We start from the raw sequence: 15,174 nt of genomic DNA, 5'->3' as shown, positions 1-15,174 counted from the left end.
GGCTGGTGATCGTCGCGCTGGGGCTCGCGCTCGCGGTGCTGATCCTCGCGCTGCTATGGTTCACCACCGACGTGTTCCGCGGCACGGGCACACCGGCGAGCGAACCGGCGAGTGACGCGCAGGTGTCGACCGCCGTGCCCGCCCCGACGCCCGCGGCCTCGCCGACCGCCGCGACGAGCGGGCCGGTCGTGCTGACCGCGGCGGACGAGGTCTGGCTGCGCGTGTACGACGCGGCGAACACGACCCTGTATCTCGGCACGATGAAGCCGGGCGAGCAGTTCGAGGTGCCGGCGAACGCGAACGAGCCGATGGTCAACGTCGGTCGGCCCGACAAGCTGCGGATCACGGTCGGCGGGCGCGCGGTACCGCCGCTCGGCGACGGCAGCCGGCCGCTCAAGGACGTGCGCATCAGTGCCGCGGCGCTGTCGGGCGGAGCGGCCAGCGGGGCGACGGGCGCGGCGCCGGTCGCGGCCGCGCCGACCGCTACGCCCGCGCGCGCGACGTCGGGCACGCGCGCCGCGCCGCTGCCGCCCGCCTTCTCCGCGCCGTCCAGCGACGCCAACGAGGCGGCGCGCGCCAACCGCGCCGCGGCGGATGCAGCGCCGGTGGCGGCGGGCACGCCCGCGGCGCAGTGACGCGCTTCAGCGTATGGACAGGTGACCGCAACTAGTTACGACGCATGATGATCGACGGTCGGGGGCGACGCATGAGCAGGTTCTGGTTGGGTGCGGGCAGCGCATTGGCGATGGCGACGACGCCGGCGCTGGCGCAGTCGAACGTCGAGGGACGCGTCGGCAAGCTAGAGAGCGAGATGCGCGCGGTTCAGCGCAAGGTGTTTCCGGGCGGCGCCGCCGCGATGGTCGAGCCGCAGATCTCGCCCGAGGCGACGACCAGCGTGCCGAACGGCGTTCCCGCGACCAGCCCGGTGACCGACCTGACCAACCGCGTCGTCGCGCTGGAGCAGCAGATGGCGACGATGACCGGTCAGATCGAGCAGACGCAGTACCGCCTGCGTCAGATCGAGGACCAGTTCGCCGCCTACAAGAAGGCGACCGACGCCCGGCTCGCGTCACCGCCTAACGCGGCGAGTGACGGCGCAGCCGCGGCCCCGCCGTCGCGCGGCGCCGCCAGCGCCGCTGGCGACACCGCGCCGGGCCGCGCCGCCGATGCCCGGCCCGCCGCGACCGAACCGACGCGCAGCGCGCGCACCGCCAACGTCGAGAAGCCGGACACCGGCGACGCCGCCGAGGACGCCTATACCTATGGCTACCGGCTCTACGCCGCGAAACTCTATCCCGAGGCGGAGGCACAGTTGAAGCAGGTGGTGGCGACCTATCCCAAGCACCGCCGCGCCAGCTTCGCGCAGAATCTGCTCGGTCGTAGCTACCTCGACGAGGGCAAGCCGAGCCTCGCCTCGATCGCCTTCTACGACAATTACAAGAAGTTTCCCGAAGGCGAGCGCGCGCCCGACAGCCTCTATTACCTCGGGCAGTCGCTGACCAAGCTCAACAAGCCCGCCGACGCGTGCAAGGTCTACGGCGAGCTGACCGACGTCTACGGCGACAAGATCTCCGCCACGATGAAGGCGGACGTGGCGAAGGCACGGGTCGCGGCGAAATGCTCGTAACGCTGCACTGAGCGGCACGGACGATGCGGGTCGCGCTCGATCCGGCGGCAATCCGGCGGTTCGGCGACGATCTGTCGACCTTGTTCGACGTTGCGCACGGCACGTTGCTGGTCGCGGTATCGGGCGGACCCGACAGCGTCGCGCTGCTGCTGCTGGCGCACGCGCTGCTGGGTAAGCGGTGCCGCGCGGCGACGGTCGACCACGGGCTGCGCGCCGAAGCGGCGGGGGAGGCGGCGTGGGTAGCGACGCTGTGCGCGACGCGCGGCATCGCGCATGCGACGCTCAGCGCTTCCTTGCCCGAACGGGCCGGCCGGACCCGCAACCTGTCGTCGCGCGCGCGGAAGGTGCGCTACGACCTGCTCGGCGCGCACGCCGCGGCGATCGGGGCGAGCGCGATCGCCACCGCGCATCACGCCGACGATCAGGTTGAGACGCTGGTGATGCGGCTGAACCGCGGCGCCGGGCTGACGGGGCTGTCTGGGGTCCGCGCGCGCAGCGGCGCGGTGATCCGCCCGCTGCTGGGCTGGCGGCGCGCCGAGCTCGCCGCGCTGGTGCGCGTCGCCGGCATCACGCCGGTCGACGACCCGACCAACCGCGACGCGCGCTTCGACCGGGCGCGCGTGCGCGCCTCGCTGGCGGACGCGACGTGGATCGCTGCAACGGGGTGGTCGCGCAGCGCGCAGGCGCTCAACGACGCCGAGGAAGCGCTCGACTGGGTCGCCGAACAGCAGTGGCGTGAGCGCTGCCGCGTCGGAGGCGGCGAGGTCGTGTTCACCCCGGCGGACCTGCCGTTCGACCTGCGGCGGCGGCTGGTCGCACGCTGCGTCGACGCGATCGAACCCGGTGCCGATCCTCGCGGCGGTGCGGTCGCGGCCGCGGTTGCCTCGCTCGGTCGCGGGTACGGCGTCACGCTCGGCAACGTCCTGTGTCGCGCGACGCGCGGCGCGTGCGACGAAGCGGTCTGGCGCTTCGTCCGGGCGCCCGCGCGTCGATCGCCGTGATCGTTCTTGTTCCATTGCCATTAACCCCGCCGCGCCTACATATTCGTGGACGAAAGGCTCCCGAATGAACGACAACGAGAAGCAGTCAGGCAACAATGGCGAGAATGGCGGCGCCAACGGTGGTGGCGGCCCCAATCCGTGGATGAAAAGCCTGCTGATCTGGGTAGGCATCCTGCTCGCGCTCGCCGTTGTCGTGACGATGTTCGACGGCCGCAGTGGTGCCGCGCAGGGCAACACCGTCGCCTACTCGACCTTCCTCGACAAGGTCGACGAGGGCACGGTCAAGACGGTCAATGTGTCGCGCGACATGATCTCCGGCACCTTCTCATCGGGTGATCGCTTCCGCACCTATCCGGTGCAGGACTCCGGCCTGATTGAGCGGCTGCGCAAGGCGGGCGTCGAGGTCGCGGGCAAGCCCGAGGAGGGGCCCTCGATCTGGCAGTATATCCTGGTCCAGGCGCTGCCGTTTCTGCTGTTCCTCGGCATCGCGTTCTTCGTGCTGCGCCAGATGCAGAAGGGTGGCGGCGCGGGCGGCGCGATGGGCTTCGGCAAGAGCCGCGCCAAGATGCTGACCGAGAAGCACGGCAAGGTGACGTTCGACGACGTCGCCGGTATCGACGAGGCGCGCGCGGAGCTGACCGAAATCGTCGAGTTCCTGAAGGACCCGACCAAGTTCGCCCGGCTGGGCGGCAAGATCCCGAAGGGCGCGCTGCTGGTCGGCTCGCCCGGTACCGGCAAGACCCTGCTCGCGCGCGCGATCGCGGGTGAGGCGGGCGTGCCGTTCTTCACCATCTCGGGCTCGGACTTCGTCGAGATGTTCGTCGGCGTCGGTGCCAGCCGCGTGCGCGACATGTTCGAGCAGGCGAAGAAGTCGGCGCCGTGCATCGTCTTCATCGACGAGATCGACGCGGTGGGTCGCCACCGCGGCGCAGGGTTGGGCAACGGCAACGACGAGCGCGAGCAGACGCTCAACCAGCTGCTGGTCGAGATGGACGGGTTTGAGGCGAACGAGGGCATCATCATCGTCGCGGCAACCAACCGTCCCGACGTGCTCGATCCCGCGCTGCTGCGTCCGGGCCGCTTCGACCGCCAGGTGGTCGTGCCGCGTCCCGACATCGACGGGCGCGTCAAGATCCTCGAAGTGCACATGAAGAAGGTGCCGCTCGCCCCCGACGTCGACGCGCGCATCATCGCGCGCGGCACGCCCGGCTTCTCGGGCGCCGATCTCGCCAATCTCGTCAACGAGGCGGCGCTGATGGCGGCGCGCAAGGGCAAGCGGCTGGTCGCCTCCGCCGAGTTCGAGGAGGCCAAGGACAAGGTCATGATGGGCGCCGAGCGGCGTTCGATGGTGATGACCGACGACGAGAAGCGCATGACCGCCTATCACGAGGCCGGACACGCCGTCGTCGCGATGCACGAGCCCGCGTCCGATCCGATCCACAAGGCGACGATCATCCCGCGCGGTCGCGCACTCGGTATGGTGATGCGCCTGCCCGAGCGCGACAGCTACAGCTACCACCGTGACAAGATGTACGCGAACTTGGCCGTCGCGATGGGCGGACGCGTCGCCGAGGAGATCATCTTCGGCTACGACAAGGTGTCGTCGGGCGCCTCTGGCGACATCCAGTACGCGACCGGCCTGGCGCGCGACATGGTTACTAAATGGGGCATGTCGGACAAGGTCGGCCCGGTCGAGTACGCCCAGCCCGAGGGGGAGAGCTTCCTCGGCTACTCCTCGTCGCAGCCGGTGCGCATGTCGAACGCGACCGCGCAGCTGATCGACGACGAGATCAAGGGCATCGTCGAGGGCGGGCTGTCGCGCGCGAAGCAGGTGCTGAGCGACCACATCGACCAGCTCCACGCGCTCGCGGGTGCGCTGCTGGAATATGAGACGTTGAACGGCGAGGAGATCAAGCGGCTGATCGCGGGCGACGATATCGGGCGCATCGATCAGGGGCCGAAGACCGCGCCGCTGCCGAGCGCGGGTACGTCGATCCCCAAGACGAAGCGGCCGAGCGGGCCGTTCGGTACGCCGTCACCCGCGGGTGCGTGACGACGCGCTGACCCGCACATCAGAGAGCCGCGGAAGGTCATTCCTTCCGCGGCTCTCTTCATATCGGGCCTGCCCGCGTTTGGCGGGCAGGTGCCTGCCTCAGCGGCAGCGCTTCTTGGCGGTGATGGTGCGATCGATCGCGCGGCCGCCCAGTGCACCCGCCGCGCCGCCCGCTACCGTGCCGAGCAGGCCGCCACCGACCGCGTTGCCCAGCACCGCGCCGCCGACGCCGCCGGCGACCAGGCCGGTCGTTCCGCTCGAGTAGCGGCAGCGACGCGCACCGCGGTAGCGACGGTGCTTCGCGCTCTTGCCGCGATACTCGCGCGCTTCGGCCTTGCCCGTGGGTGCGACGACGGCCGCGGTCGGGACGGCCAGGCCAGCGGCGGCGAGGGTGAGCAGGAACTTGCGCATGATATAAACTCCCTGAGGTGACAGTGCGTCGGGTAACGCGGCCGCCCGCCGCAGGTTGCGCGCGATCAGTCGGCGAGCCCGAGGTAGAGCAATCCGGTCAGGAACAGCGGCACGATCGCCCAACAGATGAAGGTAGTGAGCACGACCGTGCGCACCAGCGCGCCGGCGCGACCGAGCGAGTAGGCGCCCTTCAGCTGCTTGTAGATGTGCACCACCGCCGCGACGAGCGCGACGATCACGATCCCCGACGACGCGCCCGCCGTCATCAACAACGCGGTCGTGATCGCCAGCAGCGACATGAAGGTGAGCGAGTAGGTCGCGAACACCGAATGGTCGTAGAAGCCGAAGCGGCGGCTGAACGGGAACAGCAGCCACAGGAACGGCAGCGACAGCGGGATCAGCGCCCAGCTGTACTTATACCCGCTGCTCTTCAGCTTGTAGAGCAGCAGCTGTGGGTTCTCCGTGGCGTGCGCCCACTTCTGCTCGACCCAATGCTCGAACCCCGATCCCAGCCTGCTGCGTACCTTGACACGCGGCAACGCCTCTTGCGCGACGCCCATGTCGTGGACCGCGCTCCGCGCATCGGCGATCCGACGCTCCAGCTTGGCGACGCGTACGGGGTCGGGCTCGCGGTCGGCGCGTTCCCGGGCGAGTTCGCCCTGCAGGTCAGACAGCTCGTGGCGCACCTTTTCCCGTTCCTGCGCGATCCTCGACTGCAGCTCGACGACGCCGCTCCCGCCGTTCTTCAGGAACGGGCTGTCGCCGAAGTGGAACATCGGCAGCTGCGCCAGGACCGCGAACAGCAGGAAGACGGAGAACAGGAACAATGCGATCGGCGACACGAAGCGCGCGCGCTCGCCCGCGACGTAGCGGCGGGTCAGCGCGCCGGGGTGGAGCACCAGCATCGGCAGCGTGCGCCACGCCTTGCCCTCGAAGTGGAACACGCCGTGGAGCACGTCGTGGAAGAACGCGCCCGCAGTGCGGTGGACATGCCCGGCCTGCCCGCAGCGATGGCAGTGCGCGTCGATCAGCGCGGTGCCGCAGTTGAGGCACAGTCCATGCTCGTGCGCACCCGCACGGACGTGCGCGCCGCCGCGCGGCTCGACCGCGTGCGCGAGTACGCCACCGGTCACCACGTCCGCCGCCATCTCACCGACCATCACGAAGCCCCCGCCTGCTGCCCGCGATGCTAGCCGCAATCGGCGGCGGCTCAAGCCCTCAATAATGCGACAGTTCGACCGGCAGCGAGCGGTAACCGTGGACGAAGCAGGCGGCGACGCGCGCGGGCGCGCCGACGACATTCACGCGCATCCGCCGCGCCGCCATCTCCTCCAGCAGGATCGACACCTGCAATTCGGCGAGCCGTGCGCCGACGCAGCGATGGATGCCGTGCCCGAAGGCGAGGTGGCGTCGCGCGTTGGCGCGGTCGACCTGGAACGCGTCGGCATTGTCGCCGAACACGCTCTCGTCGCGGTTGGCGGAAATGTACCACATCACCACCTTGTCGCCCGCGGCGATCCGCTGTCCGGCGAGCTCGGTGTCGGCGGTGGCGGTGCGCGCCATGTGCGCGAGCGGGGTCTGCCAGCGGATGATCTCGCTGGTGGCGTTGCCGATCAGGCCCGTGTCGGCCTCCAGCCTGACGCGCTGGTCCGGGAACCTGTCGAGCGCGTAGACGAGCCCGCTCATCGTGTTGCGCGTGGTGTCGTTGCCGCCGACGATCAGCAGGATCAGATTGCCCATGAATTCATTGGCGTCCATCTGACCCATCGCGTCGGAGTGGATCATCATGCTGATCAGGTCGGGGGTCGGCTCGGCGTCGATCTTGGCGTTCCACAGCCCTTGGAAGTAAGCACCCATTTCGTAGATCTTGCCCAGCCGCTGCTCGCGAAGCGCATCGTTCTTGATGATCTCGATGTCACCCGCCCAGTCGGACCATTCGGTCAGCTTGCGCCGGTCGGCCCAGGGAAAGTCGAACAGGATCGCGAGCATCTGCGTCGTCAGCTCAATCGACACGCGGTCGACCCAATCGAACTGCTCGCCGTAGGGCAGCGCGTCGAGGATCTCGGCGGTGCGGCGACGGATGTCGCCGGTCATGCGCACCATCTCGCTAGGCGTGAAGGCGGGGGCGACGGTGCGCCGCTGCCCGGTGTGGACCGGACGGTCGCGACCGATGAACATCGGCATGCGCACCTCGCTGCCCTCGGGCGCGAACGGCGCGATCGTGAAGCCGCCGACTTCCGACGAGTAGAGGTCGGGCAGCGACTCGACCTCGACGATCGGCTTGTAGGTCGACACCGACCAGTACGGGCCAAACTCGGACTGCTCGACCTTGTGCACCGGGGCCTCGGCGCGCAGCCGGCGGAACGGCTCGCTCCAGGTGTCGTCGCGGTACAGCTCGGGCCGGCTCACGTCGAACGGGTCGATCGCGGGCGCAGCCTCTCTCAACAGCGTGGCCATCGGGTCTCTCCTATCTGGCGAGGAAAAACCTAACTGACAGCCGTGTCAACAGCGTTTCGTTACCGGCGCAGAAGCCGCCGCCACGCGGGCCTGCTGCTCGCCGACTGCAGCACCCCGCGCCGGAACAGCCGCGCGCCGACGGTGATGAAGATCGACACCCACAACAACTGCCAGGCGAGCACCGCGGCGTGCGGCCACAGCTCGGGCCGGTTCGCGGCGTGGCCCGCCATCGCGAACGGGGAGGACAGCGGGAACAGCTCGGCCACCGTCGCGATCCACGTGCCCGGGCGCGAGGCGGCAGCGGAGGCGAGGCCGAACATGCCGACCTGCAGCACCGTGATCGGCAAGGACAGCATCTGGATCTCGCGCATCGTCGATGTCTGCGCGCCGACGCCGAGGAACACCGCGCCGAGCAGCAGGTAGGCCGTGGTGAAATAGGCCGCGAACAGGATCGCGAACGAGCCTAGCCCGACCGCGGGCAAGAGTTGCGCCGCCTGGGCGCCCAGATCGGCGGGGAGGAACTGCCCGATCTGGCTGACGATCGTGCCCCAGAAGGCGACGAACAGCACCGCTACCCCGAACATACCGAGCAGCTTGCCGAGGAACACCGATTCGAGCGGCACCGCGGCGGCCAGCACCTCGATCACCTTGTTGTTGCGCTCCTCCGCCATCGTGCCGACGACTTGGCCCGACAGGAACAGCGTCAGGAAGAAGATGCCGAACACCGCGAAGAAGGCGCTGGTCTTGCGCCCACCGAGTGAGGGGGTGGCGACGCGCACCTGTTCGAGCACCGGCGTCGACACGCGTGCCCCTCCGGTCGCGTGCCGGCGCAGCGCCACGTCGGCGAGCGCGGCCAGGTAGCGCGCGTCGCGCCGCCCGCCGGGTACGAAGAAGATCGCGGGTCGGTCGAGCGGCCCCTGCATCACTGCGGACACGTCGAAGTCGCGGCGTGCCAGCTGGCCACGCGGGGCGACCGAATCCGTCACCACGACGATCGCGGGCGGGGCGGCATTGCGCGAGAAGGTGTCGCGGAGTTGATCGTCGGCGGCGCGCACCAGCCGCGCCTCGGCAACCGGCATGACCAGCACCATGCGCTGCTTGTCCGACGATCCGTCCGCCGCGTTCGCCGCGCCCAGCCCGCCGATCGCGCCGAACGAGCTCATGATCAACGGCGCAAACAGGAATAACAGGAAGATCGGCGTGAACACGGTGGCGACGAAGTCGCGCCGCGCGATCGTCAGCGTCTGACGGAGCTGGCGCCGGAAGCGTGTCTGAGTGCCAAATCTGCTCATCGTGCCGCCTCCGCCGTGTCGGCACCGACGATGCGGACGAAGGCCTCGTGCAGGCCGGGTCGCTCGATCGACAGCCCCGAAATACCGTACCCGTCGTCGATCAGCTGCTTGAGCGTCTGCTCGATCCCACCCGCCGGCAGCGCGAAGCGCCAGCCCTCGCCGTCGGGCTGCGCGTCGGCGGGAAGGGCGGTGGCGATGTCGGGGCCGGAATGATGCGGCACGTAACGGACCTGCTGCGGCAGCAGCGCGCGTGCCTCGTCGACCGTCCCCTCGAACCGCCGCTTGCCGCCCGCGATCACCGCGAGCCGGTCGCACAACCGCTGCGCGTGCGCCATGATGTGGGTGGAAAACAGGATCGTCGCGCCGCGATCGCGCTCGGCCAGGATCAATCGCTCGAGCCGTTCCTGGTTGACCGGGTCTAGCCCGGAGAAGGGTTCGTCGAGGACGATCAGCTCGGGCTGGTGGACGACCGAGCCGAGTAGCTGGACGAGCTGCGCCATGCCCTTGGACAGCTTGCGGATTTTCTCGTCGGCGGCGTGGCCGAGCCCGGCCGCCTCCAGCATCTCGCCCGCGCGCGTGCGCCCGGTGCGCCAGTCGAGTCCGCGCAGCGCCCCCATGAACGCGATCGCCTCGCGCGCCTTCATCGCGGGGTAGAGCCCGCGCTCCTCGGGCAGGTAGCCGACCTGGTCGCTCGCGTCCTGCGGCTGCGCGCGGCCGAGCAGCGTGCGATGGCCCTCATCGGGTTCGATGATGCCGAGCAGCATGCGCAGTGTCGTCGTCTTGCCCGCGCCATTGGGTCCGAGCACGCCGTAGATCGCGCCCGCGGGCACGGTCAGGTCGACGCCGTCGACCACGCGGCGCTCGCCGAAGCGCTTGACCAATCCTTCGGCGGTGATCGCCCAATCCACGCTTCTGCCCCCGCCGTTCGTTCTCGTGGTAGCGCGGCGGTGCGCGTGCCGGAAGCGCTACTTGCCGCTCCGGCGATAGGAGGCTTATTTGCCGCCGTCGCGGCGGGAAAGGGCGGCGATACAGCTCGCGCGATCGATCGGGCTGCCGTCGCGCTGACGCGCGTCGACCCAGGTGACGCGCTGGTTCCCGCTGCCCTTCGGATAGAGATAGGCATCGAGTACGCAGATCGCGCTCTCGAACTGGAGCTTGCGCGCGGTGCCTTCGCGCACGTCGGCGTCGGGGTTGCCGAACAGGCGCACCAGCCCGGCGGCGTCCTGCCCCATCACCGGCAGGTTCGCCTGCGACGGCGCGCTGCTGAGCGCGGGCGGAGGGGCCAATCCTTGCGGACCGCAGGCGGCGAGCGGGGCGAGCAGGAGGGGGAAGAACCGGCGGATCATGGTTGCGTCCTGTGGAACAGATGGGTCGCCATCGCCGCGCCGAGCACGGGGGCGAGCAGGTTGACGAGCGGAACCACGAACAGCCCCGTTCCCGCAAGCCCCAGCAGGAACGCTCTCGCGGCATTCGCCTTGCGCCAGTCGCGTACCGCCGCAGCGGGCAGGTGCCGGCTCGCCACCATGTCGGTCAGGTCGCGCCCGAGCAGCCAGGCGTTAACCACGAAGAACGCCGCCGCGGTGCCGACGCCCGTGACCAGCAGCGCGATATATACGGGCGTCATCGCCAGGTTGACGATGAGGAACCGCGCCGCCGAACCCAGCCCCATGCGCAGCGAATGGTGCAGCGGCACCGCGCGCGCGCTCGCCAGCGCGGCCGGGTAATGCCGCCGCTCGACCGCCGCCACCACGTCGTCTGCCAACAAGCCCACCACCAGCACCGCCACCGCGCGGAACAGCAGCCACAGCGCGAGCAGCGTCAGCGCGCTCGCCGCCACGCCCGCCAGCGCGCCGTGATAGCGCCAGCCCGACAGTGCGAGGTCGAGCCCCCTCCAGATCGCCGCACCCAGCACCGCGAAGATCGCGAGCGTCACGCCCAGCGACTTGGCGAGCACGCGCCGGATCGCGGGGTCGCCGAGCTGGGCGAGCGAGAGCAGCAGCGCTTGGAACATGGTCGCGAGGATCGCGGGTGCGGGGCCACGCGTCAACGGTTGCGGCTGGCGGGCGGCTTGGCTACCGCGAGCGCCATCCGCGCGAGCCGATCGTCCTGCCGCGCCCTGTTGGAGCATCCCTTTGACCGAACCCCGTTACGACGTGGTCGCGATCGGCAACGCCATCGTCGACGTCCTCTCGCCCGCAGACGACGCCTTCGTCGCCGAGAACGGCATGACCAAAGGCGCGATGGCGCTGATGTTCTCGCCCGAAGAGGCGGACGCGCTCTACGCCAAGATGGGGCCGGGGCAGGAGGTATCGGGTGGCTCCGCCGCGAACACGATCGCGGGGATGGCGGCGCTGGGCAGCGAGTGCGCCTTCATCGGCCAGGTCGCCGATGACCAGCTCGGCGAGGTGTTCGCGCACGACATCCACGCCGCAGGCATCCGCTTCGACGTGTCGGCGCGCGCCGGCCAGCCGACCACCGGGCGCTGCCTGATCTTCGTGACGCCCGACGGGCAGCGGACGATGAACACCTTTCTCGGCGCGTCGCACTACCTGCCGGCCGAGTCGATCGACGCCGCGCTGATCGAGGACGCGCGCTACCTCTACCTCGAGGGCTACCTGTGGGACCCCGAGGAGCCGCGCGCCGCGATGCGCGCCGCAATCGACATCGCGCGCAAGGCAGGGCGCAAGGTCGCCTTCACGCTGTCGGCGGAGTTCGTGATCGACCGGCACCGCGCGGCGTTCCAGGAACTGATCGACCAGGGGCTGATCGACGTGCTGTTCGCCAACGAGGCTGAGATCATGTTCCTGACGCAGCAGCCGGACGTTGATGCGGCGATCGCCGCGGTGTCAGGCAAGGTGCCGCTGGTGGTTGTGACGCTGAGCGAGCGCGGCGCGCTGGCGCAGGCGGGCGACGAGCGCGTGACCGTGCCGGCGCAGCCGATCGACGCGGTGGTCGACACCACCGGCGCGGGCGACCTGTTCGCCGCCGGGTTCCTCCACGGCCAGGCGCGGGAGCAGACGCTGGAGCAGTCGCTGACGCTCGGCGCGGTGTGCGCGGCCGAGGTCATCAGCCACTTCGGCGCGCGCCCGGTGGCCGACCTGAAGGAGCTCGCGCGGCAGGCTGCCTGACCGGAGCGCATCGTGACGGCGCTGCCGATCCACGCCGTCCTGCCCGACCTGCTCGCCGCCTTGCGCACGCGGTCGGCGGCGGTGCTGGTGGCGCCACCGGGCGCGGGCAAGACGACCGCGGTCGCGCCCGCGCTGCTGGCGGAGGATTGGTGCACGGGCGAGGTGCTGGTCACCAGTCCGCGGCGGCTCGCCGCGCGCGTCGCGGCGGAGCGGATGGCGGCGCTCGCCGACGAGGGCGTAGGGCGCACCTTCGGCTACGCGACCCGGCTGGACAGCAAGCGCTCGGCCGCGACGCGCGTCACCGTCGTGACCGAGGGCATATTGACCGCGCGGTTGCAGGCCGATCCCGAACTCGCCGGCGTGTCGGCGATCCTGTTCGACGAGGTGCACGAGCGCAGCCTCGACGGCGACTTCGGCCTCGCGCTGGCACTCGACGCGCAAACAGGGTTGCGCCCCGACCTGCGCGTGGTCGCGATGTCGGCGACGCTCGACGGCGCGCGCTTCGCCGCGCTGATGGACGACGCGCCCGTCATTGAGAGCGAAGGGCGCAGCTATCCGCTGACGCTGCGCCCCGTCGGTCGCGCGGGCGAGCAGCGGATCGAGCAGGCGATGGCCGCGACGATCCGGCAGGCACTCAAGGAGGAACAGGGCGGGGTGCTCGCCTTCCTGCCCGGCGTCGCCGAGATCGAGCGGACCGCGACCGCGCTAGGCGATCTTCCCGGCGTCACGCTCCACCGCCTGCATGGCAGCCTCGATCCCGTAGCACAGCGCGCCGCGATCCGCGCCGAGGCCGATGGCGCGCGCAAGCTCGTCCTCGCGACCGCAATCGCGGAGACGAGCCTTACGCTCGACGGCATCCGCGTCGTGGTCGACTCCGGGCTCGCCCGCCGCCCGCGCTACGATCGCGCGGCCGGCATGACCCGGCTGGTGACCGAGCGCGAGAGCCAGGCGGCGGCGACGCAGCGCGCCGGTCGCGCCGCGCGACAGGGGCCGGGGGTCGCCTATCGGTTGTGGGAGGAAGCCGCGACCGCGGGCATGCCGCGCTTCGACCCGCCGGAGATCCTGGAGGCCGACCTGTCGGCTCTGCTGCTCGCCACCGCGATCTGGGGTGTCGCCGACCCGCGCGACCTGCGCTGGATCGACCCGCCGCCCGAGGCGGCGATTGCGGAGGCGCGTGCGCGGCTCGCGACGCTCGGCGCGCTGGACGAGGACGGGCGCCCGACGCCGCATGGTCGACGGCTCGCGGCGATGCCGATGGCGCCGCGGCTGGCGCATATGCTGCTCGCCGCGCCCGACAAAAGGCTCGCGGCCGAGATCGCGGTGCTGTTGCAGGAGCGCGGGCTTGGCGGACCCGACGCCGACCTGGAGGTGCGGCTGCGGCGCTGGCGCAGCGAGCGCGGGCAGAAGGCGGAGGCCGCGCGCAAGCTCGCGGCGCGCTGGGCCACGTCGGCGGAACGTGGGGCTGGGCGCGGAGAAGGTGAGGCGAGCATCGGCGCGACGCTGGCGCTCGGCTTCCCCGACCGAGTCTCGCGCCGCCGGGACGTGAGCGGCGAGCGCTGGGCCTCGGTCGGCGGGCGCGGGTTCCGGCTCGACGCGACCGCCTCGCTCGCGCGCGCGGAGTGGCTCGCGGTGGCGGAGACACAGGGGTCCGCTGCGGGCGCGCGCATCCTGTCGGCAGCGCCGCTGACGCTGGCCGAGGTCGAGGCGCTGTTCGCCGACCGGATCGAGACGGTGCGCACCGCCACGTTCGACCCCGCGACCGGCGGCGTGCAGCCGATGCGCGAGCGACGGCTGGGCGCAATCCGCCTGTCGTCGGGACCCGACACGCGCGTCGACGGCCAAGCGATCGCCGACGCGCTAGTCGAGGGCGTGCGTACCCACGGCCTCTCGCTGCTGCCGTGGGGCGAGGGCGCGACCGCGCTGCGGCAACGCGCCGCGTTCGCGGGCGTCGCGTTCGACGACGAGACGCTTGTCGACCGGCTCGACGAGTGGTTGCCCGCGCTGGTCGACGGGCGCCGCCGGCTCGACGCGATCCCGCCGGGCGCGCTCACCGACGCGCTGCGCACGCTGATCGGCTGGGACGCGCAGCGCCAGATCGATTGGCTCGCCCCCGCCGACTTCACCACGCCCGCGGGCAGCACGCACGCGATCGACTACGCCGCGGAGGCAGGGCCGACCGTCACCTTGCGCGTCCAGTCGCTGTTCGGGCTCGCCGAGCATCCGGTGGTGGGCGAGCGCCGCGTGCCGCTCGTCCTCTCGCTCACCTCGCCCGCGGGTCGCCCGATCCAGACGACGCGCGACCTGCCCGGCTTCTGGGCAGGATCATGGATCGCGGTCGCGAGAGAGATGCGCGGGCGCTATCCCAAGCACCCGTGGCCCGACGATCCCGCCGCCGCCACCGCGACGCTGCGCACCAAAAAGGCGGATGCGCGGAACGCCGGCGCGCGCTAGAGCATCTGCAACGCATCAGACCGGTTCGAGAGTTTCGCAAATGGCCAACGCCCGCATCTATCAGCGCCCGAAGAACGCCATGCAGTCCGGGCGCTTTGCCACCTCGCACTGGGTGCTCGAGTACGAGCCCGCCGAGCCGAAGCGTGCCGATCCGCTGACTGGCTGGGCAGGCAGCGGCGACGTGCGCGACCAGATCAAGCTCACCTTTCCCACCTGCGACGCCGCGGTCGCCTATGCCGAGGAACAGGGCATCGCCTTTACGGTGATCCCGACGCCGACCCGCAAGCTCAAGCTGCAGAGCTACGCCGATAACTTTCGGTGATGCGCGCGGGCGCGCTACAGCAGCGCGTCGGCGAGCAGTAGCAGCATCTTGACGTCGATCGCGACGCCCGCCGCGCGCTTCGCCGCGACGAAGGCGGCGAGTTCGCTGCGCGGCACCAGCAGCACCTCGATGTCCTCGCCGACGACGCCGCCGCCGTCGCCGACCTTTTCCACGTCGTGCGCGCGCACCAGCGTGAAACCCTCGCTGGTCATCCCGGGCGAGGCGTAGAAGAAGCCGAGCTCCTCAATCCGGCCGGCGCGGTAGCCGGTTTCCTCCTCCAGCTCGCGCGCGGCGGCGCTCGCCACGCCCTCGCCCTCGGCCCCGGCGTGCTCTGGCTCATCGCCTACCAGCCCGGCGGGTAGCTCAAGCGAGCGGCGGCCGAGCGGGACGCGATACTGCTCGACCAGGATCACCTCGCCCGCGGGCGTCTCG

General features: G+C 70.8%; 15 protein-coding genes. 7 read left to right on the top strand and 8 right to left on the bottom strand.

The features are described 5' to 3' along the window. The 4 genes from ACFDS6_RS14995 to ftsH form a co-directional block, all read left to right on the top strand. Nucleotides 1-635 (top strand): RodZ domain-containing protein (locus tag ACFDS6_RS14995; protein ID WP_375272911.1); only part of this gene is annotated, 635 nt, incomplete at its 5' end. 71 nt (nucleotides 636-706) lie between these two features. Further along, nucleotides 707-1,627 carry a tol-pal system YbgF family protein gene (locus tag ACFDS6_RS14990; protein ID WP_375272910.1) on the top strand — a complete coding sequence of 307 codons (921 nt, stop codon included), beginning with the start codon at nucleotides 707-709 and terminating at the stop codon, nucleotides 1,625-1,627. Nucleotides 1,628-1,650: 23 nt separating this feature from the next. After that, complete coding sequence (gene tilS / locus ACFDS6_RS14985) at nucleotides 1,651-2,628, top strand: tRNA lysidine(34) synthetase TilS (RefSeq protein ID WP_375272909.1); 978 nt, start codon at nucleotides 1,651-1,653, stop codon at nucleotides 2,626-2,628. Nucleotides 2,629-2,692: 64 nt separating this feature from the next. Further along, the gene (gene ftsH, locus ACFDS6_RS14980) at nucleotides 2,693-4,681 is read left to right on the top strand and encodes an ATP-dependent zinc metalloprotease FtsH (RefSeq protein WP_375272908.1); all 1,989 of its coding nucleotides are present in this window, start codon (nucleotides 2,693-2,695) and stop codon (nucleotides 4,679-4,681) included. A gap of 99 nt (nucleotides 4,682-4,780) precedes the next feature. Here ftsH and ACFDS6_RS14975 read toward each other — a convergent pair whose 3' ends face one another. The 7 genes from ACFDS6_RS14975 to ACFDS6_RS14945 form a co-directional block, all read right to left on the bottom strand. After that, a complete protein-coding gene (locus ACFDS6_RS14975) occupies nucleotides 4,781-5,092 on the bottom strand; it encodes a hypothetical protein (RefSeq protein ID WP_375272907.1) in 312 nt (103 codons plus the stop codon). 65 nt (nucleotides 5,093-5,157) lie between these two features. After that, nucleotides 5,158-6,252: a DUF3667 domain-containing protein gene (locus ACFDS6_RS14970; RefSeq protein WP_375272913.1), complete on the bottom strand. Its 1,095-nt coding sequence runs from the start codon at nucleotides 6,250-6,252 to the stop codon at nucleotides 5,158-5,160. 58 nt (nucleotides 6,253-6,310) lie between these two features. Beyond that, nucleotides 6,311-7,549 carry a cytochrome P450 gene (locus tag ACFDS6_RS14965; protein WP_375272906.1) on the bottom strand — a complete coding sequence of 413 codons (1,239 nt, stop codon included), beginning with the start codon at nucleotides 7,547-7,549 and terminating at the stop codon, nucleotides 6,311-6,313. 59 nt (nucleotides 7,550-7,608) lie between these two features. Continuing rightward, a complete protein-coding gene (locus ACFDS6_RS14960) occupies nucleotides 7,609-8,841 on the bottom strand; it encodes an ABC transporter permease (RefSeq protein ID WP_375272905.1) in 1,233 nt (410 codons plus the stop codon). Beyond that, nucleotides 8,838-9,749 carry an ABC transporter ATP-binding protein gene (locus tag ACFDS6_RS14955; protein ID WP_375272904.1) on the bottom strand — a complete coding sequence of 304 codons (912 nt, stop codon included), beginning with the start codon at nucleotides 9,747-9,749 and terminating at the stop codon, nucleotides 8,838-8,840. The genes ACFDS6_RS14960 and ACFDS6_RS14955 overlap by 4 nt, the downstream gene beginning before the upstream one ends. An 84-nt stretch (nucleotides 9,750-9,833) precedes the next feature. Then, on the bottom strand, nucleotides 9,834-10,187 hold the full coding sequence (locus ACFDS6_RS14950; protein WP_375272903.1) for a hypothetical protein: 354 nt from the start codon (nucleotides 10,185-10,187) through the stop codon (nucleotides 9,834-9,836). Beyond that, the gene (locus tag ACFDS6_RS14945) at nucleotides 10,184-10,852 is read right to left on the bottom strand and encodes an EI24 domain-containing protein (protein ID WP_375272912.1); all 669 of its coding nucleotides are present in this window, start codon (nucleotides 10,850-10,852) and stop codon (nucleotides 10,184-10,186) included. Before ACFDS6_RS14945 ends, ACFDS6_RS14950 begins: the two co-directional genes overlap by 4 nt. A gap of 121 nt (nucleotides 10,853-10,973) precedes the next feature. Between ACFDS6_RS14945 and ACFDS6_RS14940 the strand changes: the two genes are divergently transcribed. From ACFDS6_RS14940 to ACFDS6_RS14930, 3 genes are read left to right on the top strand one after another with little or no spacing between them, the layout of a single operon-like run. Continuing rightward, nucleotides 10,974-11,969: an adenosine kinase gene (locus ACFDS6_RS14940; RefSeq protein WP_375272902.1), complete on the top strand. Its 996-nt coding sequence runs from the start codon at nucleotides 10,974-10,976 to the stop codon at nucleotides 11,967-11,969. A gap of 12 nt (nucleotides 11,970-11,981) precedes the next feature. Beyond that, entirely contained in the window at nucleotides 11,982-14,420 is a 2,439-nt protein-coding gene (gene hrpB / locus ACFDS6_RS14935; RefSeq protein ID WP_375272901.1) for an ATP-dependent helicase HrpB, read from the top strand. A 40-nt stretch (nucleotides 14,421-14,460) separates the two neighbouring features. Continuing rightward, entirely contained in the window at nucleotides 14,461-14,742 is a 282-nt protein-coding gene (locus ACFDS6_RS14930; RefSeq protein ID WP_375272900.1) for an ETC complex I subunit, read from the top strand. A gap of 14 nt (nucleotides 14,743-14,756) precedes the next feature. Here ACFDS6_RS14930 and ACFDS6_RS14925 read toward each other — a convergent pair. Continuing rightward, on the bottom strand, nucleotides 14,757-15,174 hold a 418-nt coding region (locus ACFDS6_RS14925; RefSeq protein ID WP_375272899.1), incomplete at its 5' end, for an NUDIX hydrolase.

The organism is Sphingomonas sp., from assembly GCF_042095875.1.
GTDB lineage: Bacteria > Pseudomonadota > Alphaproteobacteria > Sphingomonadales > Sphingomonadaceae > Sphingomonas.
Note: the sequence above shows the minus strand (reverse complement) of the source record. Positions and strands in the feature narration are given on the sequence as shown.